The 25,605-nt window shown below is 39.6% G+C and carries 31 protein-coding genes and 1 tRNA gene; 9 read left to right on the top strand and 23 right to left on the bottom strand.

What is annotated here, in order from left to right:
- Window positions 1–5: 5 nt before the first annotated feature.
- The 3 genes from ligD (ACO1QW_RS11390) to ku are packed head-to-tail and all read right to left on the bottom strand — an operon-like array spanning window position 6 to window position 3,177.
- Complete coding sequence (gene ligD, locus ACO1QW_RS11390; RefSeq protein WP_486258595.1) at window positions 6–941, bottom strand: non-homologous end-joining DNA ligase; 936 nt, start codon at window positions 939–941, stop codon at window positions 6–8.
- On the bottom strand, window positions 938–2,407 hold the full coding sequence (gene ligD / locus ACO1QW_RS11395; protein ID WP_486258597.1) for a non-homologous end-joining DNA ligase: 1,470 nt from the start codon (window positions 2,405–2,407) through the stop codon (window positions 938–940). Before ligD (ACO1QW_RS11395) ends, ligD (ACO1QW_RS11390) begins: the two co-directional genes overlap by 4 nt.
- Window positions 2,404–3,177 carry a non-homologous end joining protein Ku gene (gene ku, locus ACO1QW_RS11400; RefSeq protein WP_486258599.1) on the bottom strand — a complete coding sequence of 258 codons (774 nt, stop codon included), beginning with the start codon at window positions 3,175–3,177 and terminating at the stop codon, window positions 2,404–2,406. The genes ligD (ACO1QW_RS11395) and ku overlap by 4 nt, the downstream gene beginning before the upstream one ends.
- 31 nt (window positions 3,178–3,208) lie before the next feature.
- Here ku and ACO1QW_RS11405 point away from each other — a divergent pair, with 31 nt between their 5' ends.
- A complete protein-coding gene (locus ACO1QW_RS11405; protein ID WP_486258600.1) occupies window positions 3,209–3,439 on the top strand; it encodes a DUF6496 domain-containing protein in 231 nt (76 codons plus the stop codon).
- Between the two features lie 345 nt (window positions 3,440–3,784).
- Here ACO1QW_RS11405 and ACO1QW_RS11410 read toward each other — a convergent pair whose 3' ends face one another.
- The 6 genes from ACO1QW_RS11410 to ACO1QW_RS11435 all read right to left on the bottom strand — a co-directional run bounded on the left by ACO1QW_RS11410 (window position 3,785) and on the right by ACO1QW_RS11435 (window position 6,539).
- A complete protein-coding gene (locus ACO1QW_RS11410; protein WP_486258602.1) occupies window positions 3,785–4,801 on the bottom strand; it encodes an AI-2E family transporter in 1,017 nt (338 codons plus the stop codon).
- A gap of 65 nt (window positions 4,802–4,866) precedes the next feature.
- On the bottom strand, window positions 4,867–5,202 hold the full coding sequence (locus ACO1QW_RS11415; RefSeq protein ID WP_486258603.1) for a hypothetical protein: 336 nt from the start codon (window positions 5,200–5,202) through the stop codon (window positions 4,867–4,869).
- Window positions 5,177–5,527, bottom strand: a complete 351-nt coding sequence (locus ACO1QW_RS11420) for a phage holin family protein (RefSeq protein WP_486258605.1) — start codon at window positions 5,525–5,527, stop codon at window positions 5,177–5,179. Before ACO1QW_RS11420 ends, ACO1QW_RS11415 begins: the two co-directional genes overlap by 26 nt.
- 34 nt (window positions 5,528–5,561) lie before the next feature.
- Complete coding sequence (locus ACO1QW_RS11425; protein WP_486258606.1) at window positions 5,562–5,768, bottom strand: YtxH domain-containing protein; 207 nt, start codon at window positions 5,766–5,768, stop codon at window positions 5,562–5,564.
- Between the two features lie 30 nt (window positions 5,769–5,798).
- Window positions 5,799–5,969 (bottom strand): DUF1328 domain-containing protein, encoded by a 171-nt coding sequence (locus tag ACO1QW_RS11430; protein ID WP_486258608.1) that lies wholly within the window; start codon window positions 5,967–5,969, stop codon window positions 5,799–5,801.
- 78 nt (window positions 5,970–6,047) lie between these two features.
- The gene (locus ACO1QW_RS11435; RefSeq protein WP_486258610.1) at window positions 6,048–6,539 is read right to left on the bottom strand and encodes a hypothetical protein; all 492 of its coding nucleotides are present in this window, start codon (window positions 6,537–6,539) and stop codon (window positions 6,048–6,050) included.
- A gap of 597 nt (window positions 6,540–7,136) precedes the next feature.
- Between ACO1QW_RS11435 and ACO1QW_RS11440 the strand changes: the two genes are divergently transcribed.
- Window positions 7,137–7,721: a DUF4142 domain-containing protein gene (locus ACO1QW_RS11440; RefSeq protein ID WP_486258611.1), complete on the top strand. Its 585-nt coding sequence runs from the start codon at window positions 7,137–7,139 to the stop codon at window positions 7,719–7,721.
- Between the two features lie 170 nt (window positions 7,722–7,891).
- Here ACO1QW_RS11440 and ACO1QW_RS11445 read toward each other — a convergent pair whose 3' ends face one another.
- The 5 genes from ACO1QW_RS11445 to ACO1QW_RS11465 all read right to left on the bottom strand — a co-directional run bounded on the left by ACO1QW_RS11445 (window position 7,892) and on the right by ACO1QW_RS11465 (window position 12,750).
- Window positions 7,892–8,530, bottom strand: a complete 639-nt coding sequence (locus tag ACO1QW_RS11445; RefSeq protein ID WP_486258612.1) for a YciE/YciF ferroxidase family protein — start codon at window positions 8,528–8,530, stop codon at window positions 7,892–7,894.
- 40 nt (window positions 8,531–8,570) lie between these two features.
- Window positions 8,571–9,449: a hypothetical protein gene (locus tag ACO1QW_RS11450; RefSeq protein ID WP_486258614.1), complete on the bottom strand. Its 879-nt coding sequence runs from the start codon at window positions 9,447–9,449 to the stop codon at window positions 8,571–8,573.
- 158 nt (window positions 9,450–9,607) lie between these two features.
- Window positions 9,608–11,053: a sigma-54-dependent transcriptional regulator gene (locus ACO1QW_RS11455; protein ID WP_486258615.1), complete on the bottom strand. Its 1,446-nt coding sequence runs from the start codon at window positions 11,051–11,053 to the stop codon at window positions 9,608–9,610.
- Window positions 11,054–11,100: 47 nt separating this feature from the next.
- Window positions 11,101–11,832 (bottom strand): ATP-binding protein, encoded by a 732-nt coding sequence (locus ACO1QW_RS11460; RefSeq protein WP_486258617.1) that lies wholly within the window; start codon window positions 11,830–11,832, stop codon window positions 11,101–11,103.
- A gap of 456 nt (window positions 11,833–12,288) precedes the next feature.
- Window positions 12,289–12,750: a hypothetical protein gene (locus ACO1QW_RS11465; RefSeq protein WP_486258619.1), complete on the bottom strand. Its 462-nt coding sequence runs from the start codon at window positions 12,748–12,750 to the stop codon at window positions 12,289–12,291.
- A gap of 218 nt (window positions 12,751–12,968) precedes the next feature.
- Here ACO1QW_RS11465 and ACO1QW_RS11470 point away from each other — a divergent pair, with 218 nt between their 5' ends.
- Genes ACO1QW_RS11470 through ACO1QW_RS11485 form a run of 4 tightly spaced genes read left to right on the top strand, consistent with a single transcriptional unit; the run spans window position 12,969 to window position 15,078 of the window.
- The gene (locus ACO1QW_RS11470) at window positions 12,969–13,409 is read left to right on the top strand and encodes a PA2169 family four-helix-bundle protein (protein WP_486258621.1); all 441 of its coding nucleotides are present in this window, start codon (window positions 12,969–12,971) and stop codon (window positions 13,407–13,409) included.
- Window positions 13,410–13,463: 54 nt separating this feature from the next.
- Window positions 13,464–13,802 carry a hypothetical protein gene (locus ACO1QW_RS11475; RefSeq protein WP_486258623.1) on the top strand — a complete coding sequence of 113 codons (339 nt, stop codon included), beginning with the start codon at window positions 13,464–13,466 and terminating at the stop codon, window positions 13,800–13,802.
- Between the two features lie 2 nt (window positions 13,803–13,804).
- Window positions 13,805–14,152, top strand: a complete 348-nt coding sequence (locus tag ACO1QW_RS11480; RefSeq protein ID WP_486258624.1) for a hypothetical protein — start codon at window positions 13,805–13,807, stop codon at window positions 14,150–14,152.
- 56 nt (window positions 14,153–14,208) lie between these two features.
- Window positions 14,209–15,078: an SDR family oxidoreductase gene (locus ACO1QW_RS11485; RefSeq protein WP_486258625.1), complete on the top strand. Its 870-nt coding sequence runs from the start codon at window positions 14,209–14,211 to the stop codon at window positions 15,076–15,078.
- Between the two features lie 434 nt (window positions 15,079–15,512).
- On the opposite strand, the gene ACO1QW_RS11490 is transcribed toward ACO1QW_RS11485, so the two are convergent.
- Window positions 15,513–16,502 carry a YihY/virulence factor BrkB family protein gene (locus ACO1QW_RS11490; RefSeq protein ID WP_486258627.1) on the bottom strand — a complete coding sequence of 330 codons (990 nt, stop codon included), beginning with the start codon at window positions 16,500–16,502 and terminating at the stop codon, window positions 15,513–15,515.
- A 142-nt stretch (window positions 16,503–16,644) separates the two neighbouring features.
- Here ACO1QW_RS11490 and ACO1QW_RS11495 point away from each other — a divergent pair, with 142 nt between their 5' ends.
- A complete protein-coding gene (locus ACO1QW_RS11495; protein WP_486258629.1) occupies window positions 16,645–17,478 on the top strand; it encodes a KGG domain-containing protein in 834 nt (277 codons plus the stop codon).
- A gap of 83 nt (window positions 17,479–17,561) precedes the next feature.
- Here the strand turns inward: ACO1QW_RS11495 and ACO1QW_RS11500 are convergent, their stop codons facing one another.
- On the bottom strand, window positions 17,562–17,888 hold the full coding sequence (locus tag ACO1QW_RS11500) for a carboxypeptidase-like regulatory domain-containing protein (protein WP_486258631.1): 327 nt from the start codon (window positions 17,886–17,888) through the stop codon (window positions 17,562–17,564).
- A 117-nt stretch (window positions 17,889–18,005) separates the two neighbouring features.
- Here ACO1QW_RS11500 and ACO1QW_RS11505 point away from each other — a divergent pair, with 117 nt between their 5' ends.
- Entirely contained in the window at window positions 18,006–18,332 is a 327-nt protein-coding gene (locus ACO1QW_RS11505) for a four-helix bundle copper-binding protein (RefSeq protein ID WP_486258632.1), read from the top strand.
- A gap of 42 nt (window positions 18,333–18,374) precedes the next feature.
- On the opposite strand, the gene ACO1QW_RS11510 is transcribed toward ACO1QW_RS11505, so the two are convergent.
- The 6 genes from ACO1QW_RS11510 to ACO1QW_RS11535 all read right to left on the bottom strand — a co-directional run bounded on the left by ACO1QW_RS11510 (window position 18,375) and on the right by ACO1QW_RS11535 (window position 22,973).
- A complete protein-coding gene (locus tag ACO1QW_RS11510; protein WP_486258634.1) occupies window positions 18,375–18,965 on the bottom strand; it encodes an NADPH-dependent FMN reductase in 591 nt (196 codons plus the stop codon).
- Between the two features lie 149 nt (window positions 18,966–19,114).
- Window positions 19,115–19,318, bottom strand: coding sequence for a hypothetical protein (locus ACO1QW_RS11515; protein ID WP_486258636.1), 204 nt, complete (start codon window positions 19,316–19,318; stop codon window positions 19,115–19,117).
- Window positions 19,319–19,337: 19 nt separating this feature from the next.
- Window positions 19,338–19,493, bottom strand: a complete 156-nt coding sequence (locus ACO1QW_RS11520; RefSeq protein WP_486258638.1) for a hypothetical protein — start codon at window positions 19,491–19,493, stop codon at window positions 19,338–19,340.
- A 401-nt stretch (window positions 19,494–19,894) separates the two neighbouring features.
- Window positions 19,895–19,979: transfer RNA gene (locus tag ACO1QW_RS11525), tRNA-Ser, on the bottom strand.
- Window positions 19,980–20,088: 109 nt separating this feature from the next.
- Complete coding sequence (locus tag ACO1QW_RS11530; RefSeq protein WP_486258924.1) at window positions 20,089–22,203, bottom strand: endonuclease MutS2; 2,115 nt, start codon at window positions 22,201–22,203, stop codon at window positions 20,089–20,091.
- A gap of 116 nt (window positions 22,204–22,319) precedes the next feature.
- Complete coding sequence (locus ACO1QW_RS11535) at window positions 22,320–22,973, bottom strand: transmembrane-type terpene cyclase (RefSeq protein WP_486258640.1); 654 nt, start codon at window positions 22,971–22,973, stop codon at window positions 22,320–22,322.
- A 271-nt stretch (window positions 22,974–23,244) separates the two neighbouring features.
- Here ACO1QW_RS11535 and msrA point away from each other — a divergent pair, with 271 nt between their 5' ends.
- Window positions 23,245–23,844, top strand: coding sequence for a peptide-methionine (S)-S-oxide reductase MsrA (gene msrA, locus ACO1QW_RS11540; protein ID WP_486258642.1), 600 nt, complete (start codon window positions 23,245–23,247; stop codon window positions 23,842–23,844).
- Between the two features lie 51 nt (window positions 23,845–23,895).
- Here the strand turns inward: msrA and ACO1QW_RS11545 are convergent, their stop codons facing one another.
- The gene (locus ACO1QW_RS11545; protein WP_486258644.1) at window positions 23,896–25,587 is read right to left on the bottom strand and encodes an ABC transporter substrate-binding protein; all 1,692 of its coding nucleotides are present in this window, start codon (window positions 25,585–25,587) and stop codon (window positions 23,896–23,898) included.
- Between the last annotated feature and the right edge of the window lie 18 nt (window positions 25,588–25,605).

Consider the following 25,605-nt stretch of genomic DNA (forward strand, 5'->3'; position numbering starts at 1 on the left):
TTTTCTTAAAGGTCTTCGGCATTGAGAAGCTTAATTGCCTTTTCAATAGATGCACCTTTGCCTAATACTGCTTCAAACAAATCGCCTTTCTCTTTTACTCGATCAGGGACTGTTTTAATAGTGAATGCTTTAGGGTTAAGATCTTCATTTACTTCTTCCCATTCAAGTGGTGTAGACACACAAGCTCCAGGCACGGGACGCACACTGTAAGCCGATGCAAGCGTTTGACCTTTACTGTTCTGCAGAAAGTCAATATAAATTCTGCCATTACGTTTACTGATCGAACGCTCAACTGTTGTTGTTGAAGGAAGTTGTTCCTGCACAAGAAGAGCAATCAATCTTGCAAACTCTCTTACTTCAGAAGTTTCATAAGCACGCTTCATCGGAATGTATACATGCAAGCCCGTGGCACCTGAAGTTTTGCAGCAACAATCAACCTTTGCTTTATCAAGTACTTCTTTTACTTTCAATGCAACTTCCACTACCTGTTTAAATTTATTCTTTTCTGAAGGGTCAATATCAATCACCATCCAATCAGGATTGTCGGGTTTTTTAGTTGTACTGTTCCAGGGATTCATTTCAATGCAACCAAGATTTGCTACGTATAATAAAGTAGCCTTGTTATTACATACGATGTAATCGATTACCTTATTGCTGCTTTCACTTTCCTGTTTAAACACGTCAACATATGACGGTGCTTTTTCACCAGCATCTTTATGATAAAATCCCTGGCTCAAAATTCCATCGGGGTTACGCTTTAAACTAAGCGGCCTGTTCTTCAGGTAGGGCAAAACGAAACGGCTCATCTCGTTATAGTAGTTTACCAGATCAGCTTTTGTATATTTTTCTTTTGGCCAAAATACCTTATCCGGGTTACTGATTGTAACACTGTGTATACCTGCACGTACTGTTTTCTTTGCAGATTTTGTACTTACTGTCATGTTTCCTTATTTAAATCTTTATCATCTCTCACACGAAGAAATACCGGGTGACGAAATATTCCACCTTGTGTAATTTCTCCATATCCTATTTCAACTGTAATGGCTGGTTTTAACCAGGTAACTTTTTCATTAAGTGGAACTTTTTCGCTGAATGGCGAACTGTCTGTTTGAAATTTTTTCATTTTCGCAAGCAATTCCTTTTGTAATGCCTGCGAAAAACCTGTGCCTACATGCCCACGGTAAACAAACTTTTTACCTTTCGGTGTTGCTAAGATCAATGCACCAAAATACTTCCTGCTGTTTCGTGGATTTGTAAACCCTGCAATCAACACTTCCTCTGATCTTTCGCCCTTTATCTTTAACCAGCTTTTGCTGCGAACACCTTCACGATAAGTGCAGTCTTTTTCTTTTGCTATGATACCTTCAAGCCCCATAGCATGTACCGCATTAAAAAAATCAATTCCTTTGCCGGCAATATGATCGCAATAACGAACAAGCTGCCGTTTGCCAAGTATTGCTTTTAATTTTTTCTTACGCTCAAGCAATGGAAGATCTTTCATTGATTTACCATCAACAAACAAGAGATCAAATACATAATAGAGCAACACTCCGGGATCCCCTGTTTCATAATGTTGCAATCGCTGAAAATCGGGAACGTCTTTTTCATTCATTAAAACAACCTCTCCATCGATCACAACATTTTTCTTTATTTTATTACATTCTTCAGCAATCAAAGAAAACTTATCAGTAAAGCTCAACCCGTTTCTCGACCAAAGTGAGGTTTGCTGATTCTCTAACTCTGCAATTACACGATAGCCGTCCCATTTCATTTCATACACCCAATCCTTATCATCAAATGCCTGCTTAGCCACGCTTGCCAGCATGGGTCTTAGCGAAGTCTTTTTTTTTATACTCTTTGTTGCGGCTTTCGTTGCTTTTTTTGTTTTCGCTTTTACCGATGTTGTTTCATCTGCCTCCGCTTTGTCCTTTTGTTTTATGAGCAACCAATTGGGTTCAGTATCTTTTAATCGCACCAGGGAAAACAAGCCTTTTAATTTTTTTCCATGCAACTCCACATCAAGATGTCCTTTTTTTATTCCTGCAAGCGCCTGCTTTTCGCTAAGTGCAGATACTTTGCTTTGTGGTTCAAATGTTCCTTTATCCCAAATAGCAACTGTACCAGCCCCATAATTTCCTTTGGGAATTCTTCCATGAAACGTAATGTATTCTACAGGATGATCTTCAACTTGCACTGCCAATCGTTTTTCTCCCGGCTCAACCGATGGTCCTTTCGGCACCGCCCAGCTTTTTAAAACACCACCTAGCTCCAGCCGAAAATCAAAATGTAAATGCGATGCCTGGTGACGTTGCACTACAAAACGAAATTGTTTGCTGTCGTTCCTCTTGCCTTCCGGCTCCGCAGTACTTGAAAAATTTCTTTTCTGTCGGTAGCGAGTTAAACTCATGATACTTTCTTTTTCTTTTCTGTAAGACTTGCTTTCAACTGCGACATTATATCTTTCACCGGCGAATGAATTGCTTTCACTGGCTCATAGGCAATGCGTTTGCCTTTGGCTTTTGCTTTTATCAATTTTTTCAAGTTGCCGGTGTATTCATCTTTAAGAGTACTGATGTCAAATGGTGCACTTAACTGGTGAATAAGGTTCACTGCCATTTTTAATTCAGCCGGTTTTGATTTAGCAGTGGGAATATTTAATTCTGCGGGTGAACGTATCTCTTGCTGAAACCTGATCTTATGCACAATAATCACATCTTCTTCAGCCTTTATCACCACAATATGTTCCCTGTTGTGCATAACAAATAAACCAATGCCTGCAAGCCCGGTTTTCAACATTGCTTCTCGCAATAAAGCGTATGCCCTCACTCCTGCTTTATCAGGTTCTGCATAATAAGGCGCTTCAAAATAAATACTGTTGATCTCTGTTTCTTCCACGAATTGCATAATGTCGATATGCTTTGTTTTTTCGGGAGCAGCCTTTGCCAAATCATCGGGTGTTAATACAACATACCGGTCATCCACTAAATATCCTTTCACAATTCTTTCCCACGGCACTTCCTTGCCAGTATGTTCATTCACACGTTTAAAACGAATATTCGCATGATCTTTTTTATCGAGCATATCAAGATCGAGTGTACTACTCTGCACAGCACTGTACAAGCGAATAGGGATATTCACTAATCCAAATCCGAGCGAACCGGTCCACATTGCACGCATAATTCCTTTTTCGGAAACAACTAATAAAATAATGCCAGAACCACATTATAATGGCACTCTCCTTGCCCGATTACAAGAAAACATTATGGCGAAATATTCAAAAAAGGCCCAGACTGAAGTAGAGAAAGCAATGCATGAAAAAAAAGAAGGTGTATTGAAAACGGGAAGCGGCAAAAAAGTAACGAGCAAAAAACAAGCTATCGCTATTGGTTTATCGAAAGCGAAAAAAGCCGGAGCGAAAGTGCCGAAGAAAACTAAGTGACAAAATTGTAATGCGGCCGTGGTTGAAGCGAGCGACATTGAGTATTGATTGTCTCAATAGCGCTGTAAATGGGTGACAACAAAGTGCAAAATATTTTTTCACAGTTGATACCCATGGCATACACTTTGTTTTCTTCTGTAAAGTATTTTGCTTTCATCAAACGTCTTCTCTTGTAAATAAAATAAGCACCGGGTGTTCAGTATTTTGCTTGGACGCAAGTTTAAATTTCAGGGTATCCGGGTCTATATATCAAAAGCCTGTTTTGCAACAGGCTTTTTGTTTACCCACAGTTTTATTTTAAGGAAGGAATACTGGGATCAACTTGATTTTATATGAAAGTGCATTTTATTTTTTTGTAGCTGTCACAAATTCGCTTTTATAAATTTTAATAAGAATAATAATATAACTGATCAGTAATGGACCGAAGATAAATCCAATAAATCCAAAAAGGCCCAGCCCCACAATTATACCCAGCACTGTTACAACGGGATGTGTATCACCCATGCGGCGCATAAGAGTTATTCGTGCAAGATAATCGACGTTTCCAGTAACAACGGCACTATAGATCAACAACCATGTTGCCTGGCTGTTATGCCCGGTTGAATAAAGAAATAATACAAGTGGCACCCATACCACCAGTGTTCCCACAATGGGAAAGAAGGCAAACACTCCCGTCATAAATCCAAACAGTGCCCATTCTTCAACACCAAATAAATAATAACCAAGTGCTGCAGTCGCACCTTGAATAGCAGAGATAATGGGAATACCCAACGCATTTGCAGTAACCAGTTTTTTGGTTTCGGCCGCAAGCAGACTGGTATTCTCATCGTTAAGAGGAATAAAGCGAAACAGTCCACGTTCCATTTCGCTACCGTTGTAAAGAAGATAATACAGCAAGAATAACATCAATGCAAGATTTGAAACAAGCATAGCGGTGCTGTTTAACAACGTAGGCAATGCTGTTACCAACTTATCGGAATAGTTTGCAAGAGAAACACCGTGGAGTACATTAAATCCAACACTCGCTTTTATTTGCCTGTTAACGGCTTCTACTGTTTGAATGATCTGGTTAGGATTGGCAATAATATCCTGCAGTTTAGGACTAACAAGTTTCACCATCATTACAACGGGAATGCCCAACAGTACCAGGTAAGCAATAACAAACAGCATGGCAGAAAAACCTTTCTTCCACTTGAGATCGTAAATGAGATGAAAAAATTTGCGCCTGCTTAAAATATAAAGTGTGACAGCTCCCAACAAACCCGGCATAAATAGTTGAAGCTGCCACACCGAAAGAACCACTAAAAATAAAATGAGAAGCAAGATCAAGGTCCGGGTCACCTTCTCTGAAAAACTCACCATGCTGTTTTTTTAATAATTCCTGATTGATAGGTGTAGGTGTAGGTTAGCAACGGCCTTATAGATGTTTATTTTTCATTAAATACTTTCCATGATAAAGCATGGGAGCTGATGTTTTTCAAGAGCGGCGGAAGAATCATTTTAGCGATCCAACCTGATTTACGAAAAAGAAATCTCTTCGTTACCAGGTCAATCATTAAATCGAGCCCTCCCTGGGCAATTGGTTGCCTGCCGTTACGGGTTAAAATTGATTTTGCAATTCCCATACCAATAGCAGCAGGCTGAGCCTTTGCCTTAAGCGATTGTACATGATCACCTATTTTTTGACGGTTGAGTTTTAATTGTTGCTGCAATGTTGACTCTTCCAGTAACAAGCGATCATACGCTCTCATTCTGTTTTTCATACAGTTGCCTGGTTAGCGTGTTTTTGAAAAATGGTGCAAAGAGACTTTTACGTCCAATGATGAGAAACAACAAAAGCACAACATAAAAACAGCCGACCCATAAGAAACCCTGCCATCCGCTTTGTAAGTAATCGCCAAGCCATATAGCTCCTGCCACGCTAAGAAATATTAATCCAACCAGAGCGGTAATCGACATCAACAAAACCATTGTTACGGAAGTAAGTATATCAACCGTTTTCCTGGTTACTTTTATTGTGCCCAGCTTATAAGCTGTTTTCACATATCCTCCCAGGTCTTCCAATAGTTCAGCTGTTTGTTCAAACATAGTTTTATGGAATCACTCGTTAAAAAATCGTTTGCTAAATAGTTGCTTCTTTCAACTGTGTTTCTGCGTCTTCTTTTGCTTTACTCAGCATTTCTTTTCCTTTGTCCAGAAGATCGCCTGCAGCTTTTTTCAACTGCTGGCTAACTTCAGAACCTTTTTCGGTGTGCAGAAGGTAATTGATAACTAAACCTGCTGCAACTGCACCGGCAACGCTGATGATGATCTTTGATCCTGTTGTCATACCGTAAATATTTTTAAGATTAAGAATGGATTATATTTTGCCTTTACTCGGTCTGCCGAAAAGAAGAGAAATAAGAAAGATTACGAGAAAGATGTAAAATATAATCTTTGCTGCTGATGCTGCACCGGCTGCTATACCTGTAAAACCAAATACAGCTGCTACTATTGCAATAATTAAAAAAATAACTGTCCACCGTAACATAACCTTTAATTTAATTGTTCATGATTAATTTTTCTGACAATACAACTGTCTGCAAAACCATGCCATTTTAAAAACTCACTAACCTCGTATGCACAATTCACTGTTTTTTTGATTTACGGCACCTGCATAAAGTTTTGTTTCCATTACTACTGCAAGTGATTTCCCCATTTTTTCTAATTGTGTAGAAATTATCCGACAGATATCTCTTGTAAGTTCTTCTTTTTCTTTCAGTATAGCTTCGTACAACAATGTGGTAGAGCGTTCATTTTCTTCGCATGAAATAATAAGATCGTATTCAGAACATCCTGGTTTTATTTTATGTATGCCTTCCCATTGTTGATAAAGCTCACCTTTGTATTCTGCTTGCCCTGCAGGATCAGGTCTTGCAGTATGAAGGCAACTTCTCAATTCCATCTGGAATTGTTTTGCCTGTTCTTCTAACCTTGCAACAAGATCTACCAGCACATGATCCGTTAACCATTTTTGCAGGTAACAACATGCCGACATGCGCTCCTGCTGAATCTTTACAAGGTCATAAACCAGCATCTCTTCTTTGGTAAGTACTTTCATATATGTTGATCGTTTTTTAGCTACTAAGGCTACTCTTTAATTGATAAGCAATCCTAAACTTCGGTTTGGAATAACAAAATGCATGGCGTTGCTAAGTAAAACTTTGCTACAGATCCGATCTTACCAAATTGTTCCTTGTGATGTTGTGACAATGCCGAAAGAAGATGTATAAGCAGTTTTGTTAACCTGTATAATAACTGTGTGCACATGACCCAAACTATTTTAAAACAATCCGCTGGCTGTGTAAACAGGCGCTTAAATGAATATGAATTGATGTAGAACCATTTCCCCTTTCATGCTATCATTGAACTTGCATTCTATTCATTTAAGAGAAAGAAGTTCCGGTTAGCCCCCGGAACTTCAGAGAAATCAAATATCTATGCCTTGTTACACGCACTGATATGAATTACGCCTGTCAAATCAAGTCTGAAAACCGTTTCTGACCGGCAATAATTCGATGAAACTCCAGCTTTACAGTAGAAAAAATGATGCCACACCGATCTATAAATTGCCCGAAAATTTTGGACTGAAGGTTTTATATGGCATGAAATTCCCTTCGTTCAGTTGAACAAATAATTCATTATTAAATCAACTGACATGAAAAAGAAAACCAGCCTATTATTTTTAAGTTTTGCTATTCTGGTAGCATGTAATGACGCAGACAACAAAGCCGACGACACCGTTGAACAAGCCGATTCAGCAAATGAAAGTCGCCAGGATATTGTGCGCAACGATACAACCATCCTCGTAGATGAAAAAAGTTCGGAGTTTCTTGTAAGAGCTGCTAATTCTACAATGACAGAATTAGCCATGCTCCGCAACGCAGGCCAGGTGGGAAGCATACAGCATATAAAGAATTTCGCTTCCATGCTTGCAAAAGATCATGAAGCGCTGCAACAGGAAATAAAATCGATAGCAACATCAAAAAACATTGTATTGCCCGCCGCTATTGCAGCCGATGATCAGAAAGATGTGAATGATCTTGCCGAAAAAACCGGGAAAAATTTTGACAAAGAATTTATTAACGAAATGATCGATCGTCATAAAAACGGAATCAAGGCTTATGAAGATGCTGCAAAAGATGCAGGCGATGCAGATATAAAAGCGTTTGCTAATAATACGTTGAGCAAATTACGCATGCATCTTGATTCGGCACAAGCGATCAAAAAAATGCACTTTTAATTTTTCAATTATCCAATTATTACAGCATGACCATTTGGGTCATGCTTTTTTTTGAACGATATTTTTCACAGTCATTATTATAAAAAAAACCCAGTATAGAAATACCAGGTTTTTTACGCTATAATACTTGAGTATGGAAATAAATGACCGGATAAACGGTATAAAACGTTTTAATATTCTTGTTCGGCCATTTCCTTTTTTTGCCAGGAGTATGGTGTTTCCTGTTCTGCTTTTACATTAATATAGCTTTCGGCAATTGACGTTAACTCTCTGTCTGTCTCTTCTTCTTCCTGTAAAGTTTTCTCCAGGATCTCCGCTGCACGATCAAGATCCATTGTAAGAGCTAACTGTACAAGACTGCCATAGGTAGCTATTTCATAGTGTTCTACTTTTTGCGCTGCAATAATTAATGCCGCATCTCTGGTAGCTGATCCTTCCTTCGTTTCTGAAATTATTGCTTTCGCTTCTTTTAGTAAGCCATCCATTGCTTCGCATTTTTTTCCTGAAGCTTCGGCGCCTATTAGTTTAAACACTTTTTCAAGTCGTTTAACGTGACGCTCAGTTTGCTTCTTGTGGTGTTCAAATGCATCTTCCAATTCTTCAGTAGTTGTTGCCTGTTGCATTTCATCTAATGCTTTCAACAGCTGCTGTTCAGCATAATAGATATCCTTTAATTGGTCAGTAAAAAACTTTTCCAGGAAAGGAGTATTGTTTTCGTTTTCTGCATTAGAAGATTTTGCAGCAGTATGGCCATTACTACTGTTTGTCATCGTGCTTTTTGTCGTTTTTGAATTTGTTTTTGTTCTCATTTGCACATGAGTTTAAACTTGAAAAGATGGATGATTGATATCACCAGTTGCGTTCGTTACGTCTTCCGGAGTTGCTGCCGCTACGTCCAGAATTTCTATCGCTGTTGCTGCTGCGGCGTGAACCTTGATCGGAATTACCATAGCTGCTGCTATTGCCGTAGTTACCAGATTGCGAACTGCGACCACCAGATTGTTGTGAACCACGATTAGACTGAGAACCACTGCGGCCAGACATGGAGCCCCCACGGCCGGATGACATATTGCTCCGCTCGTTGTAACCACTTCCGCTTCTGCCTTGCTGTTGTCCCCAATTGCCTGAACCAGACATACCACTTCTTCCTTGTTGACCGCCCCAGTTGCCAGAGCCTGAGCTGCTGCCTCTTCTGCTTTGCTGATCCCAATCATTTGAATCGGAATTGCCATAAGAAGACGAGCCCCTTCCTGATCCTGAACCAGACATGCCGCCCCAATTAGAATCGGAACGTCCGCCAAAACCAGTGCGCCTGTTGCTGCTGCTACCTGTTGAACCATAGTAACCACTTTCGTTGCCACCACGGTTTGTGTTACGGTAATCGCCACCGTCAAATTCACGGTTGCGATTGCCACCAAATCCACGTTCTTCTACATCTTCATCATCGTTTTCATCATCAAAGTCATCATAGCTTGCTCCCTGATAACGGCCACTGTCTTCATAACGTCCACGATCTTCATGACGGCCACTGTTGCTGTAATTGCTGGTGTTTTGATAACGATCTTCACTGTCATCATCATCGTATGCGTCATGCGTACTTTCAAAATCATCATCATAGTTATCGTCTCTTTGTCCGTAACCACTTTGACGGTTTGAGTAATTCATGTTCCGGTCGTCCCTATCTGAAGAAGACCCGAACCCACTGCGTGAATGATTTCTGTTTGCCATACTGTGTTTTTTTTAGATGAACAATCAATTGCTTTTAAAAAACACCAAACAGTATGCCTATAAGATATATGTGTAGATAAGTGCGTAAAAAAATTAACACGTAAAATGTTTACCCCTATATAAAAACAAAGTGGGAAATAAATTCCCACTTTGCTTTTTTATGATTGTGCGTTGTGCAACATCTTTAGTTTATTGTACAGTGTCTTTCGATCAATCTTTAATATTTCAGCCGCTTTCTTTTTGTTGAAATTCACTTGTTGTAAAACAGTGAGTATGGTTTCAAACTCTGCTTTATTAACTGCAGATTTTAGTTGATCGTCGGTTGTTACAAACTCTTTCTTCGGCACTAAAAAATACTCGTCAGATGGAGCAGTTTCTTTTTCGAATTGACCTCCACTGATCTCAGGTGGCAACGAATTAGGTTTAACCATCTGGTCTTCGGGTGTTAATAATACTGCACGCCTAATTGCGTTTCTGCATTCTCTTAAATTACCAGGCCAGCCATATTCAACAAAGATTTGTTTCACTTCATCGGAAAATCCTTTTACATGCTTTCCTGTTTCATTTGCAGCCATCTCGAGGAAGTACTCAGCTAAGGGCAGAATATCTTCTTTCCTCTCTCTTAACGGTGGCAAATGAATGGGAAATTCGTTGAACCGGTAATAAAGATCTTCCCTGAACTTTCCGTTCTTATATGCTTCTTTTAAATTTTCATTTGATGCCACGATAATTCTTACATCAACAGGACTTTCTTTGGTTCCGCCAATACGTTTGAATTTTCGTTCCTGCAAAACACGTAATAATGACGCCTGTACTTCAAGCGAAAGGTTACCAATTTCATCCAGAAATAGAGTGCCGCCGTTGGCCATTTCAAAATGTCCCTCTTTATCAGCCAACGCACCGGTAAACGATCCTTTGGTGTGGCCAAACAATTCGCTGCCTGCCAGTTCTTTCGATAATGTACCGCAGTCTAATGCAATAAAAGGTTTATTTGCACGCTGGCTTTGTTCGTGTATAGTGCGTGCAATCACTTCTTTACCTGTTCCGCTTTCACCATAAAGTAATACGCTGTAATTAGTGGCGGCAACAATATCAACCTGTTTATAAAGTTCTACCACAGATGGAGAATTGCCTACATAATATTGCAGGCGATAATTTTTGCCGGCAGCATTTTCAGGAGATACTTGTTTCTGAGCCGGCATTGCATATTCAGAAGTAAAACTCTGGCCTGCAGGTTGACTTTTTGCAAGCAAAAGTTTATTGAGCACTTTTAATACTTCGTCGGGAATAAGGGGCTTCACCAGGTAATCGTAAGCTCCCATTTTAATGATCTCAACAGCCGTTTTGATCATTGAATAAGCTGTAATAACAATAATGGCGGCTTGTGGATCTTTTTTCTTGAGTTCTGTTACAAGGCGGATACCATCCATATCGCCGAGGCGATAATCGCAGATAACTGCATCGAATTGGCCTGCCTCATAGGCGGCTATGCCTTTTTGGCCCGAATAGGCAGCTTCGGCTTCAAATCCGTTTTTCTTCAAAAACCGAATCAATAAAAAACATAGATCCATATCATCATCTATGATCAGAATTTTGCCATTCATGCGTTTGTTCTTTTTTAAAGGTATATAAGGGTTAAGTTCAGCAGTGTTTAGCCGCCGGTTGTGGTGTTGCTCAATCGGATAACAAAAAGCGTTCCTTCTCTTGTACTTTTTCCTAACGACAAGTTACCATTATGTTGTTTTAAAATATTGTTTGCTATGGACAATCCTAACCCACGATGGCCAGGTTTCATCGAAAAACAAGGTGCAAATATCTCAGCCTCATGCTCTTTTGCAATTCCCTTGCCATTATCTTTTATTTCTATTATGCAATCTACTCCATCTGTTGTTTTGCTGGTAATTTCCACTGTTCCTTTTTTCTCATCAACCGCCTCAAAGGCATTGGTGAGGATATTGAACAATGCTTTTTCCATTAAATCTTTATCAATGACCTGGGGTGGAATATTCAGCTCGTAGCTATAATTCACCACCACTTCATTAAAAGGAACGGCCCCTTTTACCGACCGAAGCACTTGTGTAAGAAGTGTGTGAATATTCACAAGTTGCATGTTCATTCTTAAGTCGGTGGTAGCCATCGACAGATCATTCAACAGTAAATTTATTCGATTTGAATTTCGCCTGATCAATTCCACGCAATTCTTGTGCTCATCGTGCAGTTGCATTTCATCCATTGCTGAACAACTCAGCAGGATGTTATTAAGTGGATTTTTTATATCATGTACAATCATGGCGGCAATACGGCTCAGGGTAATATTTTCGATGTTAACGTTCTTCTCCAAAACATTTTCATCTGGATGTTCACTATTACTGACATTTTCCATTTCCTGCTCAATTTTTACGTACCGGATCTGTATCTCGAAAGCTTTCAGAACAGGAACAGGTTATTCATTTGCAAATCAATTGCATGTTTGATGATAAGGCGGAAACTTGACTAATTTTTCTTTACAACTATTACACAGAAGCGGCTAATACCAAGGTGTAATGTATGACCAACGGGATATGAGGACAATAAAATTAGGGAGGATTTTGGTCAATACAAACAAGTTACACTAAAAAAACCAGACAGGGCCGATTAATTTAGGATTTAATGAAAAGGAAACCTTTCCGCATTCACAAAAAATGTTTTGAAATGAAGCGGCTGATAAGAGTACAGAAACTGGTTTAAGAAAGAGTGTAAAGATTAGCCCATTTAATAAATATTGGTATTTAAAAAGAATAATTACAGCCCACTTGATTACAAGTAACAGCAATTAATTAATTATTTCATGCACAAAAGCTTATTCCAACACCCACACCGTTTCTCTTTTTGGTGCAATCAACTGCCGCATTTTTTCAAGTATAAACTCGAAATAGGCTCGTAACGATGGCTTAACAACACTGGCCCGCTCAAACTCTGTAACCCTTATAGAAGCGGGAACTACTTTCACCAACAGCATATCGTGGCGTTCGGTTAGCAAACCATTGAAATAGCCCATACCATCAGCTTCTATAAAAAAATCCACACTCTTATCATAGAAACAAAGCTTCAATGGAAAATGCGGCTCAATAAATACGTGATTGTATTTCGGATAACTTACCGTTATCCAAAGACAACCCTCTTTGTCAAGTCCTTCTACATGCACCACATCATTTGGCAAATGGACTGGGTTTGCGCTGTGGTTGTACATAATTGCACGAGGTATTAACCTGATACGATCCCGTAACAGATCAAGTTCTTGTTGTTTGGTTATTGTGTTCATACCGATGAAAGTTCAAATTAGATACCAATAGTTGTTTGAAGCTGGTATGGTTTTTTCAAATTTCATTATGAAGGGAAACAACGATAGGCTTAATGAACGAACATAGTTCTTATATAACATCTGATCATCTTTACACAGGCAATAAATGTAGAATCCCTTCCACACAATACGCATCTATTCATTCATAAATTATAATTAAGATGGAAAACACAGAAACAATGAAACAAAACAGAGAAGCACTTACTGACCTTGTTGAAATAAACAACGACAGAATTGCGGGGTACGAAAAAGCTGCAAGTTATCTTGAACAGGAAGATGGTGATCTTCGAAATCTTTTTAATGATATGGCAGCACAAAGCCGTCAGTACATTGGCGAATTACAATTTTACCTTGACGAGGCAGATCAGGGAACAACAGTAAGAGGCAAATTCTATCGTGCCTGGATGGATGTAAAAAATACACTCAGCAGTAACGATAGGCAATCTGCTTTAGACTCATGCGAATTTGGTGAAGATGCAGCATTAAGAGCTTACGGCGCAGCATTGCAGGAAGATGATCTTTCTGCAGATGTTCGTTCGCTTCTTGAAAAACAAATGCGTAGCATTAAAGATTCGCACGATAGAATTAAGCTATTGCGTGACAGCGAGAAGAAGAGTTAACAATCAAACAAACGAGGCACAACCATGGGTTGTGCCTCTTATTAACATTGAGACATGAAAAAGGAACCAAGCCCAACGAATATGCCCACGCTACTTACTTGTTTAAGCAAGGCAAAGAACGATGGGTACACTTATGATCTTGAAGTAACCGAAGCGGGGCTTCATATAAAAGATGATGAGCATTACTATTCATCTGAACAAATTTCAATCAATGATTTTTACCGTTTTGAAGGTGCAAGTGACCCTTCAGAAAACTCTATCCTTTATTTGGTTGAAACAAAAGATGGAAAAAAAGGAATTCTCATTAATGCATATGGCGCTTATGCCGATCCCGTTCTTGCTGCGTTTATTGAACAGGTTGAAGAATTTTCAAAAAAATCAAAACAGGTATAGCAATGACCATCAACAAACTTCCATTTCTTTTTGTAATAGCAACTCTCCTCCTCCTTGCTGCAAGTTTTATACTTAGAACGCCCGGAGAAGGACTTAACAGTGAGCTACTAATCATTGCAGGTTATTTTGCGGCAGCTTATTGGTTGCTCACAATTATTATGGTTGCCACGGCACCAAAGCTGAAACCTCCTCAAAAAAGAGGATGGTTTATTATTCTTATTTCACTGCCATTTATTGGCGGATTATTATACCAACTGGTACAGCTCCAATCGAAAAAAAATGCGCATCGTTTCTCAGAGCCTGTTGTTTCGGGCGAACATTTATTCTTAAACGAACAAACGGCTAATTAACGAGAGCGGCCTGCGCATGACAAGAAACATTGAATGGCTTTTAAACGAAGATCTCTATGCAAAAAGCAAGTAAGAAAAAAAATGTAAGGCCTCCGCAACGGCAGAACAAACCCGGGATTGAAAACAAATTAAAACCTTTGCCTGTTTATGATTATCCGCAAAAGCCAGGCTCAGGGAAATTGGTTGGTAAAAAAGCACTTATTACTGGTGGCGATAGTGGCATTGGTCGTGCGGTAGCAATTCTTTTTGCCAAAGAGGGAGCTGATATTGCGATATCGTATTTAAGTGAACATACAGATGCAAAAGAAACAGCACGCATTGTAAAAGAAACATATGGCAGAGAATGCTTGTTGATTCCCGGCGACATTGGTCGTGAAGGACATTGTAAGAAAATTGTTGCACGTACAGTTAAACTGTTTCAGCAAATAGATATACTTGTGAACAATGCTGCTGTGCAGTATGAAGAAACTGATCTTGAAAAACTACCCACTATTCAGTTAAGAAAAACATTTGAAACAAATATTTTTTCGATGTTCTGGATCACGAAGGCGGCATTAAAGCATATGAAAAAAGGTGCATCCATTATAAACTCCGCTTCAGTAACTGCATATCGTGGAAGTGCATCGTTGCTAGATTATTCAGCTACCAAAGGAGCTATTGTTTCTTTCACAAGAAGTTTATCTGCAGGACTTGTAAAGAAAGGAATAAGAGTGAATGGCGTTGCGCCAGGCCCTGTGTGGACACCTCTTATTGCATCGGGATTCAAAAAAGAAAAAGTGGCTACACATGGAAGCGATGCACCTATGGCACGCTCAGGTGAACCTGTTGAGATAGCTCCCTGCTACCTGTTTCTTGCAAGTGAAGATGCTATTTACATTACAGGACAATTTCTACATCCAAATGGCGGAGAGATTATTAATGGATGAGTTGCGGCTTAAACATTTTTGTCTTACCAAAATGAATGTTCAATTCACCACACACCATTTTTATTCTGCATGTTAAATAAGAAAAAGGGTTAACGCAACCTCACTTTTGCTATCCATTCGTTTCAGCCCCGGTCAACAAAATTACACCTGTCCTTACGTGTAAAATTGAAGAAAGGAAAAAAACAATTAAGAAAGCCCCGTTTTAAAAAGTTCAGTGCGCAACCCTTTTTCGCTTTCTGTGATTTCTCACAAAAAAGTTCGTTATCAACAAAGTATAGTTAAAAAATCATACCAATTCAGCTAATTCTTTCTTTGAATTATTACTCCTGAATTAATGCGCATAAAATAAAGGAAGAACATAAGATGAAGATCGATGCATGTTCCCTGGGGAAATAAGGCAACAGTTTCCTCAACAAAAAATGAAGCTATATTATTTATTGTTCCAGTCGTTGATCGGTATCTGCCGGTTTTTCTATTTCGTGATTTTCAACAGCCACAGCATATTGACTAGGTATGATAGCTCTGTTATGTTTCAACACGTACAAACGGGTAAACACTGCACCTGTAAATAAAATAATAGATGAATAGTATACCCATATCAGTATTACTAACACCGATGCTGCCGCACCGTAATAAGCGGGCACTTTATTAGTAGCTACGATATAACTGATCACAAATTTTCCAACTACAAACAGTAAAGCACTTACCATGGCCCCCACACGCACATCCTTCCATCGAATGCGTGCATCAGGCAATACTTTATAGATTACGGCAAACAAACCGGCCACCACAATAAATGTGGCCAGCTGGTTAACGATATATACAAGCCAAACTGCACTATCGGAAAAAACTGCTTTTAATTTGTTGATAAAAACTTCCATCATACTATTTAATACAAGTGATACCAATAACAGAAAACCGAGTACACCAATCATGGAAAATGAAAGAAGTTTGTTTAGTATAAGCCGTATCCATCCCCGCCCTTTTTTCTTTACAATTTTTAAATGCCATACCTGGTTTATAGAATCCTGCATTTCACCAAAGATTCCCGTTGCGCCCAGAAGCAGCGTTATTATGCCCAGCGTTTTTGCGATGTAGTTTGTTTCTGTTAACTGCACTTTTTGAATGGCACTCTCAATAAATTTTGCGTTATCTGTTCCTATCAATCCCGCAAGTCCACCAAACAACGTTCCTTCCACCAGGCGTTCATCATAAATAAGTCGATTGATCCATAAAATGATCAGTAACAACGCAGGTAATGAAAACACCGTGTAGTAAGCCAGCGATGCTGACATCTTTGGAATTCTATTTTCAGAAAACTCCTGCATGAAAACCGTGATTTCATTTTTTATATTCTTCCAATTCATGATAGTACAGTGTAAAAAACAATGCCACTGTTGAATATATTCCACAACAAAAATCATATGTGTAATTAATCATCACTCTTCTCAACTTCAATTTTTCTTCCTGCTATACTAATTCGCAGATGCAAAAAGCTGGCAAGGGCATGGCCTTTGTTTTAAAAATCTCCGATATGTTTTTTATTCACCATTCAATAAAACAACTATGGTACAAAGAAGGAACTCCGGGCGTCAGGGTTTTGGATCAATGGAACCTGAACAAAGGAGAGAAAATGTCGGCCGTGGAGGCTATGGATCGCAGGGAAGAGATCGTTACGAGGATGAAGATGATTACGAAGAGAAGTACGATGATGATGAAGGTGGTTACCAGCAAACATCTTCAAGACATGAAGGTGAGGAAGATGAATATGAAAATGACTACGACAACGAATATGATGATGACGAAGACTACAACGAGGAAGAAAATGAATACCAAAGAACATCATCAAGATATGATGACGATGAAGAAGGTGATGATGATTATCGGAACGATCGTGGAAGAAATTCAGGCAACCGTTCACGTGGTTTTGCATCAATGGATCGTGAAGAAGTGAGTCGAATAGCCAGCAAAGGAGGACGTGCCTGGCGGGGCAGCAGCGGAAGAAACGATGAAAACCGGGGTGGTGCCGAAAGAGAACGCAGTAACGGAAAAGGAAGAGGACCGGGTAACAGTAGCCGTGGAGGTAACCGCAGTAGTGGCAGCAACAGTGGCGCAAATCAACGGAGGAACAGTTCATCGGAAAGAGGCGGTGCTGGTGGAAGAGATCGTTCTTCCCGAAACAGCAGTGGAAGAAGTGGATCTTCTTCAGGAAGATCTTCAAGTAACTCTTCACACCGGGGATTTGCAGCAATGAACCCGGAAGAAGTAAGACGTATAGCAAGGAAAGGTGGAAAAGCTTCGCATGGCGGTGGAAGTAGCTCTTCATCTGGCAGAGGCGGATCATCCTCAGGCAGAGGTGGATCATCTTCTGGAAGAGGAAACAGTTCAAGAGGCCGATAATAAAATATGATCAGTCACGCAAAATGAAAAAGGCAATACCAAATATTGCCTTTCTCATTTGTTCAATGCTGTACTAAAATCATTCATCGTTGACCAAGAACAATCATTCCAACATTGGTGGTTAGCCCGTCTTTTACTTTTATGCTGTCAAGTGTTTTACTTTGGTAGGGAGCCACGGCTTCAACTACAACTGTGTAATTTCCCGGTTTCAAATCAGCGATGGAAAAACTTCCTTCTTTTACTTCCACCTTAATCGTGTCGCCATCTTTAATTGCGCTCACCCAAACTTTAATATTTGTGGGCGATATTGTTCCTACTATTCCTCCCCCTGCTCTGTGAATGATTATAAAAGCCGATAATAAAAAAAGACAAATGAACATAGCTATATAATCAAAGCGTTCTTTTTTCATACAATCTGTTGTTTTAAGAGTTAATCTTAGTGAGCCTTGATGAACCGACAAGCATCATGCCATGGCTTCTTTTCGAACATGGCGGAGTAATTGCCTTGATTGGAAGTAAACAATAAAATGAACCAGGAAGCATTGATTCAAACCCTCACTCAATGTGCGAAACATTGTTCATCATGTGCCGGTACATGCCTGCAGGAAGCCGCTATTAGTGCACATGCTGACTGCATACGGATATGTCTTGAATGCGCTGAAGTGTGCCACAGTACTACATTGTTGCTTGTAATGAACAGCAGCTTTGGTGACCAATCTCTTCAACTTTGCAGAGAAATATGTTTGGCTTGTATGAAAATATGTGCCGATGTTCCCGAAGAGCATTGCCAGCAATGTGCAAATGCATGTAAAGAAACTGCAGAACAATGCGACCTTGTTCTCCAGGCGTCATAATGGTGTGGAACAAATTCCACACCTTTCCATATTTCCTGTTGATTATTTATACGATTGCTGTAGCAAACGCTCCTGCGCAATCAACTGTTTTAAACCGGCGAGTTTTTTCTGCAGAAGTTGTTTAGCTGTTTCATCAATAAGTTCCCCGTTAGCATTAAACTTGTCTTGCGCTTTACTGATTAATACCTCAGGTTGATAAACAGGTTTCATATCCATATAAAGAAACAGTGAAAGAAAATGCACCTGCATTCTTGCCGATCCAACAAACGAAGTGCTGGCGCCCACCAACGCCACTGGTTTATTCTTTAATGGAGAATCTTTTCCTCTCGAAGCCCAGTCGAAAGCATTCTTTAAAGGCCCGGGTATTGAATAATTATATTCAGGAGAAACGATGAGTAATCCATGAGTGTTGACGATACCATTTCTGAATTCTTCTACAGCTGCCGGCCTGGTATGCACTTCCGGAATGTCGATATCTGCGTTGTATAATGGAAGCTGATCAAATTCAAGAGGACGAATAATCATACTTTCAGCAGCAGCCATGCTGATGGCCGTATTTAATAAGTGCCTATTAAATGATGCCTTCCTGAGGCTGCCACAAATTCCGGCAATAACTATTTCGTTGTTTTCCATTTTTTAATTTGTAAAATGACAAACACTATTCCGTTTCGTAATAATCAAAAAATGAATTATTTACAAATCAAAAAAAAGAGCAAGCTTTCGCTTGCTCTTTTAAACTTGTAAACAATCATCACCGAAATGAATCAAAGTTTACAGAGTTATTATTTGCCCCCACGATCATTCCCTCTCCTCTGACCAGATTTTTCGTTCTTCACTTCTTTTTTGTTGTGCGTAACATCATCGCCTTTTCTCAGTTGTTCTTCACCTTCCCTGCTATCGAGATTATCCTTGTTTTCCGGCCTCATGTTGGGGTCTTGTGGTGTTTTACTCCTTGATGGAGATTCATTACTAGGATTCTTTTTCATATAGCTAACTTTAAAAAAATTAGTCAATCATGTGTTCTTGCTTTTCGTCGATCGCATCATGTACCTGCGCTTTTAATAATCGCTGATTTTCTCTTCTTTCAGCAATCGCAGAAACGATAAGCATAATGATTGCCATGCATGCTGCAAATACGATGTTGATATCTTCCTTTCCCATAGCCGGTTAATTTATGCTGTTGAATAAAATTTGAGTCAAAAAGACTCCGGTGTTAACCGGAGTCTAAGAGGTTTCTTTTTTCCTACGCTGGAATTATCCAGATCAGGTGATGGGAGTATGATCTCAGATTTGTTTCCAAACCACCCCCTCGGGAAACTTCTGTTAAGTATTTATAAAAAACTGTGCCATTTAAAAATTGGCTTGTGCCACTTGCCAGGAGATGAAATAACTCCACTTTTTGGTGCATTTACTTGCTGATAAGTGAAAATTGTTCCCCGTTTTAGTTTATGGTAAGATGTATGTGGGATTGCTTGTAAAATGGTATACTAATAAAAAAACGGCCAGGTATTACCTGACCGATTTTTGCTGAGCCTGCTCAACGAAGCTTCAGCGTAATTGAGCGGAGAGAGAGGGATTCGAACCCCCGGACCTGTGACAGTCAACGGTTTTCAAGACCGCCGCATTCGACCGCTCTGCCATCTCTCCGGCGCAAAAGTAAGGGTACAGTTTCTTTCTCCCAAATTCTTACAAAAAAGAAAAAAGAAAGGCGGCTGAAACAGCCGCCAATAAAGAGTTTCGAAGAAAAAAATTATTATTATTTCGTTTCTGTTTCTTCCATTTTATCCACCACAACCACCAAATCAGCAAGGCTTACAGTAATTGGAATGACACCCAGTTGCACCACCGCATTTTTACCCCTGATCTCTTTTACAATACCCACCTGGCGGTTCTTCATCATCTTCACTTTTACACCAGGCTTTATCTCCCCGCCGACTTCCTTAAATTTTTCGTTCAGCTTTTTATCTTTTTTCTCCGCTACCTGTTTTTGCTTTTGATCAAACAGTAATGCATTGATCTGTTTCATCACCTCAGCTTTATTATCACTTCGTCTCCACTCCTGCACAATGGCTTTGAGCTTTCGATCCATATCCTTGAGGTAGGCAATGCGGTCTTCGGTGATCTTGTTTTGCTGTTTCAGCAATTCAACCTGCTGCTGATGCTTTTCTTTATTGAGCACCTGCTCCATTTCTTTTTTCAACCGCTCATTTTCTTTCAGCAACCTATGCAATTCTTTTTCTTTCTTTTCAATCTGGCGTAAATCACTTTCAGCTGTATTTAATAATTTATCAAGACGAAAATGATCTTCGTCCACCAGTGCCCTGGCCCGATCAATGAGTTGCTTACTTAAGCCAATACGTTCAGCAATAGCAAATGTGTAGGAGCTTCCGGGTTTACCAAATATGAGTTTGTATAAAGGCTGCAAACTTCTTTCATCGAAACTCATGGCACCATTCACAATGCCCGGCGTATGATTCGCCATTACTTTCAGGTTGAGGTAATGCGTCGTTACAATTCCTAATGAATGTTTCTTTACCAACTCCTGCAAGATCACTTCGGCAAAAGCGCCACCAAGGTTTGGATCACTACCACTACCCAACTCATCAATAAAAAACAAAGTGCGGCCATTAGCAGTTTCCATGAAATGTTTCATGTGCAATAAATGACTACTGTATGTGCTCAGATCATATTCGATGCTTTGTGTATCGCCGATATGGATCATCACCTGTTTAAATATGCCAAACTCACTATCAGGATGCACCGGCACAAGCAAACCACTTTGCACCATCAACTGCATCAACCCAACAGTTTTCATGGTAACAGTTTTACCACCGGCGTTGGGTCCGGATATCACCAGTATCCTGCTCTTCTCATCAAGCCTGATGTTGGTGGGAATAGTTGGTTTCTGATTTTTCTTATTGTACAATAACAGCAGCGGATGATAAGCTTCTTTTAATTCGATCAATGCTTTATCGGTAAGCATGGGGAAGTTTGCCTGCATATCAACAGCAAGCTTTGCTTTGGCCCTGATAAAATCGTATTCACCTAAAATACCATGATAGGTTGTAAGCAACGATGAATAAACCGAAAGCCGTTCAGTTAATTCTCTAAGTATGCGATACACTTCTCTCCTCTCTTCATTCTCCAGGCTAAAAATATCATTGTTGAGTTCAATGGTTTCTTCGGGCTCCACAAACACCGTTCTTCTTGTTTCACTTTCCCCGTGTAAAATTCCTTTTACCTGTCGTTTTTGTTCTGCAAACAAAGCCACCACCCGCCTGCCACTTAAAAACGATTCTTCAATATCAGCCACATAACCTTGTTTCTGTAAACGCTTCAACACTTTTTCAAACTCACGACGTAATTCATTTCGCTTGCGGTACAAACTCATACGGATGTTTCCCAACTCTTCACTTGCATCATCTTTCACCACACCACTATCATCCAATACATCGTTGATCATTTCAAGAATTACTTTCTCGTAGTAAGTTCCTTCAATCACCTGCGTTAATGCAGGATAAGCCAAACGGCGCTCGGCATCAAACCAACGAAAAATGCTTTGTGCGTTAGCGGCCAGTTTACGTACCAGCACTAATTGCTCTTCGGTTAACACTGCACCTGGTATCGATAATAATTTTAATTCACGTGAAAGATTGAGGATATAATCTGTAGGAAAATATTGCGCTTGCTGCAGCAACAGCATAAACTCGTAACTCTGCTGCAGTTCCAGTTTTATGTACTCTTTTCTTGTGTGGATACGAAGTTCCTGCGCCTTGCTTTTTGCATACTCCGTTTTGCAATGCTCATGTAACAACGCCTTCACTTTATCAAACTCCAGCTGCACCAATGCTGAATCAGGAAAAAATTTAATCACTTAAAAACCTCTTTTTTGTTGCCGGCAAAGGTAATTCTATTCGGCGTTCCTTGTGTCACTCACTTGTGCCGCAGCAAGTGCTGCAGCCAACTGTTAACGATCGACTGGCCTGGTTAAATTTTCAATCTCCGGTTTACCAGTTGCAGGTTTAGTTTTTTATATCGGTTAACAATCATAACGATGTAGACCATATCCTGTACAAAACATAATACACCGGTGAATTGAAGAAAATAACTGTATCGTTGAAACAAAACTATAGTTGCAGCAAGTGTGCCCAGCATTTTAAAAAAAGCGATGCCAAATGATTGCCCTCGTATGCCCGGCTCACGTAGTAACATGACGATAAACAAGCTCGACATAACCAGGCTGATTAAAAAAGCGGAATAAGTAATTGCACTTTGTTCAAAGTCCAGCTGCAGCAGGTACAGTAAACCGAACGAAGCAATAAAGACAAACAAAACATAGGGGACAAATAGTTTCCTGTTTTCTGCCTGCCAGTTTTTTCTTCCGTACAGAAAAAAAGATGTTACAATTGCCAGGTCAAAAACAAACCAACCACGGTTTACCCATGTCTGCAATTCAAGCCCTGGAGAATTGAATATAAACGAATACAGAAATTCCCAACTCATATTCAGGGCGAGCGCAATAAACGGCATACCGCATACCCTGTCTTTAAACGAACGATAAATGATCAGCAAATACACAATTGTCCACGACGTGCCCATAGTGGCTATCACCAGGATTGAAAGTATTGTGTTAAAGTCCATGCAGTAAAGACAAGTAATGGTTGAACAATGGTGCTGAAAGATAGAGAAAGTACCCTTAAGCCGGTAAACAAACGTTAAAGCATTTCTAAAACACCTAAATTGTCGTTTGTACTACATTCCCATCGAATCCATTGGCACAATTTTAAGCGTAAATTGCATGTTGCAAAAAATCAAAGACGATATGTGGAGCAAATTTCTTTTGAGCATTTTGACCGTAACCGGATCGTTTCAATTTTTTTCCTGTGTTACAAGTGAACCTAATAACAAAATCATGAGTGATAATTTATCAAGCGTTGCCTTTGCTGGAAGCACAGGCAATGAAGGTGCTTCTACTGATACTGCCACATTTGGTGCCGGATGTTTTTGGTGTGTGGAAGCAATTTTTCAACAGGTTGAAGGTGTATTAAAAGTAAGCAGTGGTTATTGCGGCGGCCACGTGAAGAACCCTACTTATGAGCAAGTCAGTAGCAAAACAACGGGCCACGCAGAAGTAGCACAGATCGTTTTCGATCCAAAGAAAATTTCATTTGATGAATTACTTGAAATCTTCTGGCAAACACATGACCCAACAACACTCAACCGCCAGGGCAATGATGATGGACCCCAATACCGCAGTGCAATTTTTTATCACAATGCTGAGCAAAAAGCAAAAGCAGAAAAATATAAAGATGAATTAAACAAGAGCGGCGCTTTTAGTGCGCCAATTGTTACAACCGTTGAAGCATATAAAAACTACAGCGAAGCTGAAAACTATCACCAGAATTATTATAACCTCAATAAAAATTCAAACCCTTATTGTTACTACGTAATTAAACCCAAACTCGATAAGTTTGACAAAGTGTTTAAAGACAAAAAGAGAAAGAGTCAATAGTTCTAAGTCCTGAGTTTTGAGTTTCACTCGCTTCTTGCAGCTTATGTTTCCTTATTTCAACTTAACATTTCTAAGTTCAAGCCAGTTTAATGCATTTGGTTTAAAGCCTGTTACAGTTGGTTGCACAAGATGAATCACCATATCGTACCATAATGGCACCACAGGTGCATCATTCATGAGCATTTGATCCATTTGTTGGTATAGTTTGTAACGCATTGAATTGTTGGGTTCTTTTGTTGATTGTTCGTACAACGCATCAAACGCAGCATTTTTATAGCGGGTATAGTTAGGCGGCGCAGGATTTTTTCCATAGAATACACTCAGGTAGTTTTCAGCATCAGGATAATCAGCTATCCAGCTTGCACGAAAAAACAGTGCTTCACTTTTTGATGTTTGTGTGAGCAATAAACTTTTTTGTACCGCTTCCACTTTTACTGTTAAACCAATATCCTGCAACTGCCGGGCAATATAACTTCCAAGATCAGCATAGATTGGAATCGTAAGCAGTTTTATCTCCGGCAATTCTTTCATGTTTGAAAAACCGGCTTGCAACAACAACGTTTTCGCTTTTGCAGGATCGTAAGAATATCCTTGTACAATTGATGAATCAAAGCTGGGTAAACCTGTAGGTATAAAGCCACTTTCAGCAGCCGTACCAATAGAGTTACGCAGATAAAGCATCATCTTTTTCCTGTCAAATCCATAATTAATTGCCTGCCTTATTGCTTTCAATCGTAGCGGCGAATTTTTGACCAAAGCATTTGTTGAATCAACCAATATGCCGATGTATTCAATGTTGAGATAAGGATGTTTGTTGAGCACAACCTTATTTTTCCATTCATTTCGCAACTCTCCTTTCTTATTCAGCACTTCATCCTTAAAAGATGCATCAATATCATTAATGAAGTGAAGATTGCCCTGCCTGAATTCCATAAACTCACTGGCCTTGTTATCGAGAAAACTTACTTTAATTCCATCAATATAAGGCAAGCTATTGCCAGCACTATCTTTTTCAAAATAGTTCTTGTTTTTTACTAGAATCAACGCTTGTCCTTCTTCCCAAACTTTAAATTGAAACGGCCCGGTGCCACAAGGATTTCGCCTGAAATCAGGTCCGTACTTTTCAACAACCTCTTTTGGAACAATTGAACAGTAGACATTACTCAACACTCCAAGTATCTGCACAAACGGTCGCAACAAAGTAATACGAAACGTTGTATCATCAATTGCGGCAAACCCTGTTGCTGCATCAACCCTGTTGTTAAATATCCACGCACCAGGGCTTGCGGTATTCTTATCCATCAAACGCTGAAAACTATATACCACATCTGATGCGATCATCTTTCGTCCCTTTGCATTGGGAAAGGCCTCATGATCCTGAAAGAACACATCATTACGTAAATGAAATGTTATCTGCATGCGATCTTCACTCACTTCCCAGCTTTTCGCCAATGAAGGAACAATATGTAGTTGACTATCCGTTTCAACCAATGTATTGTACAGCTGGTGCGTTGCCCAGATAACCGATTGACTTTTGGCAAACGCAGGATCAAGAGAGCTGATACCGCTTACTTCGTTATAACGAAAAATATTCTGCTCGTTTTTTGCAGCTTTACCACATGAAAGAAATAGAAATGAGAAATGAAGAATGAAAAATAGGGAATGAGAAACTGCAACCTCAACTACCGGGACCAGGCCTTGCAGAACCATTCTTCCATCTCTTGTGTTTTTAGTGTTGTACATAAAGAATTACCGTTAAAT

Source organism: Lacibacter sp. (assembly GCF_057361365.1).

Bases quoted from the DNA above. Each gene is read 5' to 3' on its own strand.
- ACO1QW_RS11415 (WP_486258603.1), bottom strand. From the start codon at position 5,202: ATGAAAAACAGAATGAGAGCGTATGATCGCTTGTTACTGGAAGAGTCA.
- msrA (WP_486258642.1), top strand. From the start codon at position 23,245: ATGAGTGATAATTTATCAAGCGTTGCCTTTGCTGGAAGCACAGGCAAT.
- ACO1QW_RS11450 (WP_486258614.1), bottom strand. From the start codon at position 9,449: ATGGCAAACAGAAATCATTCACGCAGTGGGTTCGGGTCTTCTTCAGAT.
- ACO1QW_RS11490 (WP_486258627.1), bottom strand. From the start codon at position 16,502: ATGATTTTTGTTGTGGAATATATTCAACAGTGGCATTGTTTTTTACAC.
- ligD (WP_486258595.1), bottom strand. From the start codon at position 941: ATGACAGTAAGTACAAAATCTGCAAAGAAAACAGTACGTGCAGGTATA.
- ACO1QW_RS11410 (WP_486258602.1), bottom strand. From the start codon at position 4,801: ATGGTGAGTTTTTCAGAGAAGGTGACCCGGACCTTGATCTTGCTTCTC.
- ku (WP_486258599.1), bottom strand. From the start codon at position 3,177: ATGCGTGCAATGTGGACCGGTTCGCTCGGATTTGGATTAGTGAATATC.
- ACO1QW_RS11510 (WP_486258634.1), bottom strand. From the start codon at position 18,965: ATGGAAAACAACGAAATAGTTATTGCCGGAATTTGTGGCAGCCTCAGG.
- ACO1QW_RS11520 (WP_486258638.1), bottom strand. From the start codon at position 19,493: ATGGGAAAGGAAGATATCAACATCGTATTTGCAGCATGCATGGCAATC.
- ACO1QW_RS11435 (WP_486258610.1), bottom strand. From the start codon at position 6,539: ATGAAAGTACTTACCAAAGAAGAGATGCTGGTTTATGACCTTGTAAAG.
- ACO1QW_RS11465 (WP_486258619.1), bottom strand. From the start codon at position 12,750: ATGAACACAATAACCAAACAACAAGAACTTGATCTGTTACGGGATCGT.
- ACO1QW_RS11480 (WP_486258624.1), top strand. From the start codon at position 13,805: ATGACCATCAACAAACTTCCATTTCTTTTTGTAATAGCAACTCTCCTC.
- ACO1QW_RS11505 (WP_486258632.1), top strand. From the start codon at position 18,006: ATGAACCAGGAAGCATTGATTCAAACCCTCACTCAATGTGCGAAACAT.
- ACO1QW_RS11460 (WP_486258617.1), bottom strand. From the start codon at position 11,832: ATGGAAAATGTCAGTAATAGTGAACATCCAGATGAAAATGTTTTGGAG.
- ACO1QW_RS11420 (WP_486258605.1), bottom strand. From the start codon at position 5,527: ATGTTTGAACAAACAGCTGAACTATTGGAAGACCTGGGAGGATATGTG.
- ACO1QW_RS11500 (WP_486258631.1), bottom strand. From the start codon at position 17,888: ATGAAAAAAGAACGCTTTGATTATATAGCTATGTTCATTTGTCTTTTT.
- ACO1QW_RS11495 (WP_486258629.1), top strand. From the start codon at position 16,645: ATGGTACAAAGAAGGAACTCCGGGCGTCAGGGTTTTGGATCAATGGAA.
- ACO1QW_RS11455 (WP_486258615.1), bottom strand. From the start codon at position 11,053: ATGAATGGCAAAATTCTGATCATAGATGATGATATGGATCTATGTTTT.
- ACO1QW_RS11515 (WP_486258636.1), bottom strand. From the start codon at position 19,318: ATGAAAAAGAATCCTAGTAATGAATCTCCATCAAGGAGTAAAACACCA.
- ACO1QW_RS11470 (WP_486258621.1), top strand. From the start codon at position 12,969: ATGAAACAAAACAGAGAAGCACTTACTGACCTTGTTGAAATAAACAAC.
- ACO1QW_RS11445 (WP_486258612.1), bottom strand. From the start codon at position 8,530: ATGAGAACAAAAACAAATTCAAAAACGACAAAAAGCACGATGACAAAC.
- ACO1QW_RS11425 (WP_486258606.1), bottom strand. From the start codon at position 5,768: ATGACAACAGGATCAAAGATCATCATCAGCGTTGCCGGTGCAGTTGCA.
- ACO1QW_RS11535 (WP_486258640.1), bottom strand. From the start codon at position 22,973: ATGGACTTTAACACAATACTTTCAATCCTGGTGATAGCCACTATGGGC.
- ACO1QW_RS11485 (WP_486258625.1), top strand. From the start codon at position 14,209: ATGCAAAAAGCAAGTAAGAAAAAAAATGTAAGGCCTCCGCAACGGCAG.
- ligD (WP_486258597.1), bottom strand. From the start codon at position 2,407: ATGAGTTTAACTCGCTACCGACAGAAAAGAAATTTTTCAAGTACTGCG.
- ACO1QW_RS11440 (WP_486258611.1), top strand. From the start codon at position 7,137: ATGAAAAAGAAAACCAGCCTATTATTTTTAAGTTTTGCTATTCTGGTA.
- ACO1QW_RS11475 (WP_486258623.1), top strand. From the start codon at position 13,464: ATGAAAAAGGAACCAAGCCCAACGAATATGCCCACGCTACTTACTTGT.
- ACO1QW_RS11405 (WP_486258600.1), top strand. From the start codon at position 3,209: ATGCCAGAACCACATTATAATGGCACTCTCCTTGCCCGATTACAAGAA.
- ACO1QW_RS11430 (WP_486258608.1), bottom strand. From the start codon at position 5,969: ATGTTACGGTGGACAGTTATTTTTTTAATTATTGCAATAGTAGCAGCT.
- ACO1QW_RS11545 (WP_486258644.1), bottom strand. From the start codon at position 25,587: ATGTACAACACTAAAAACACAAGAGATGGAAGAATGGTTCTGCAAGGC.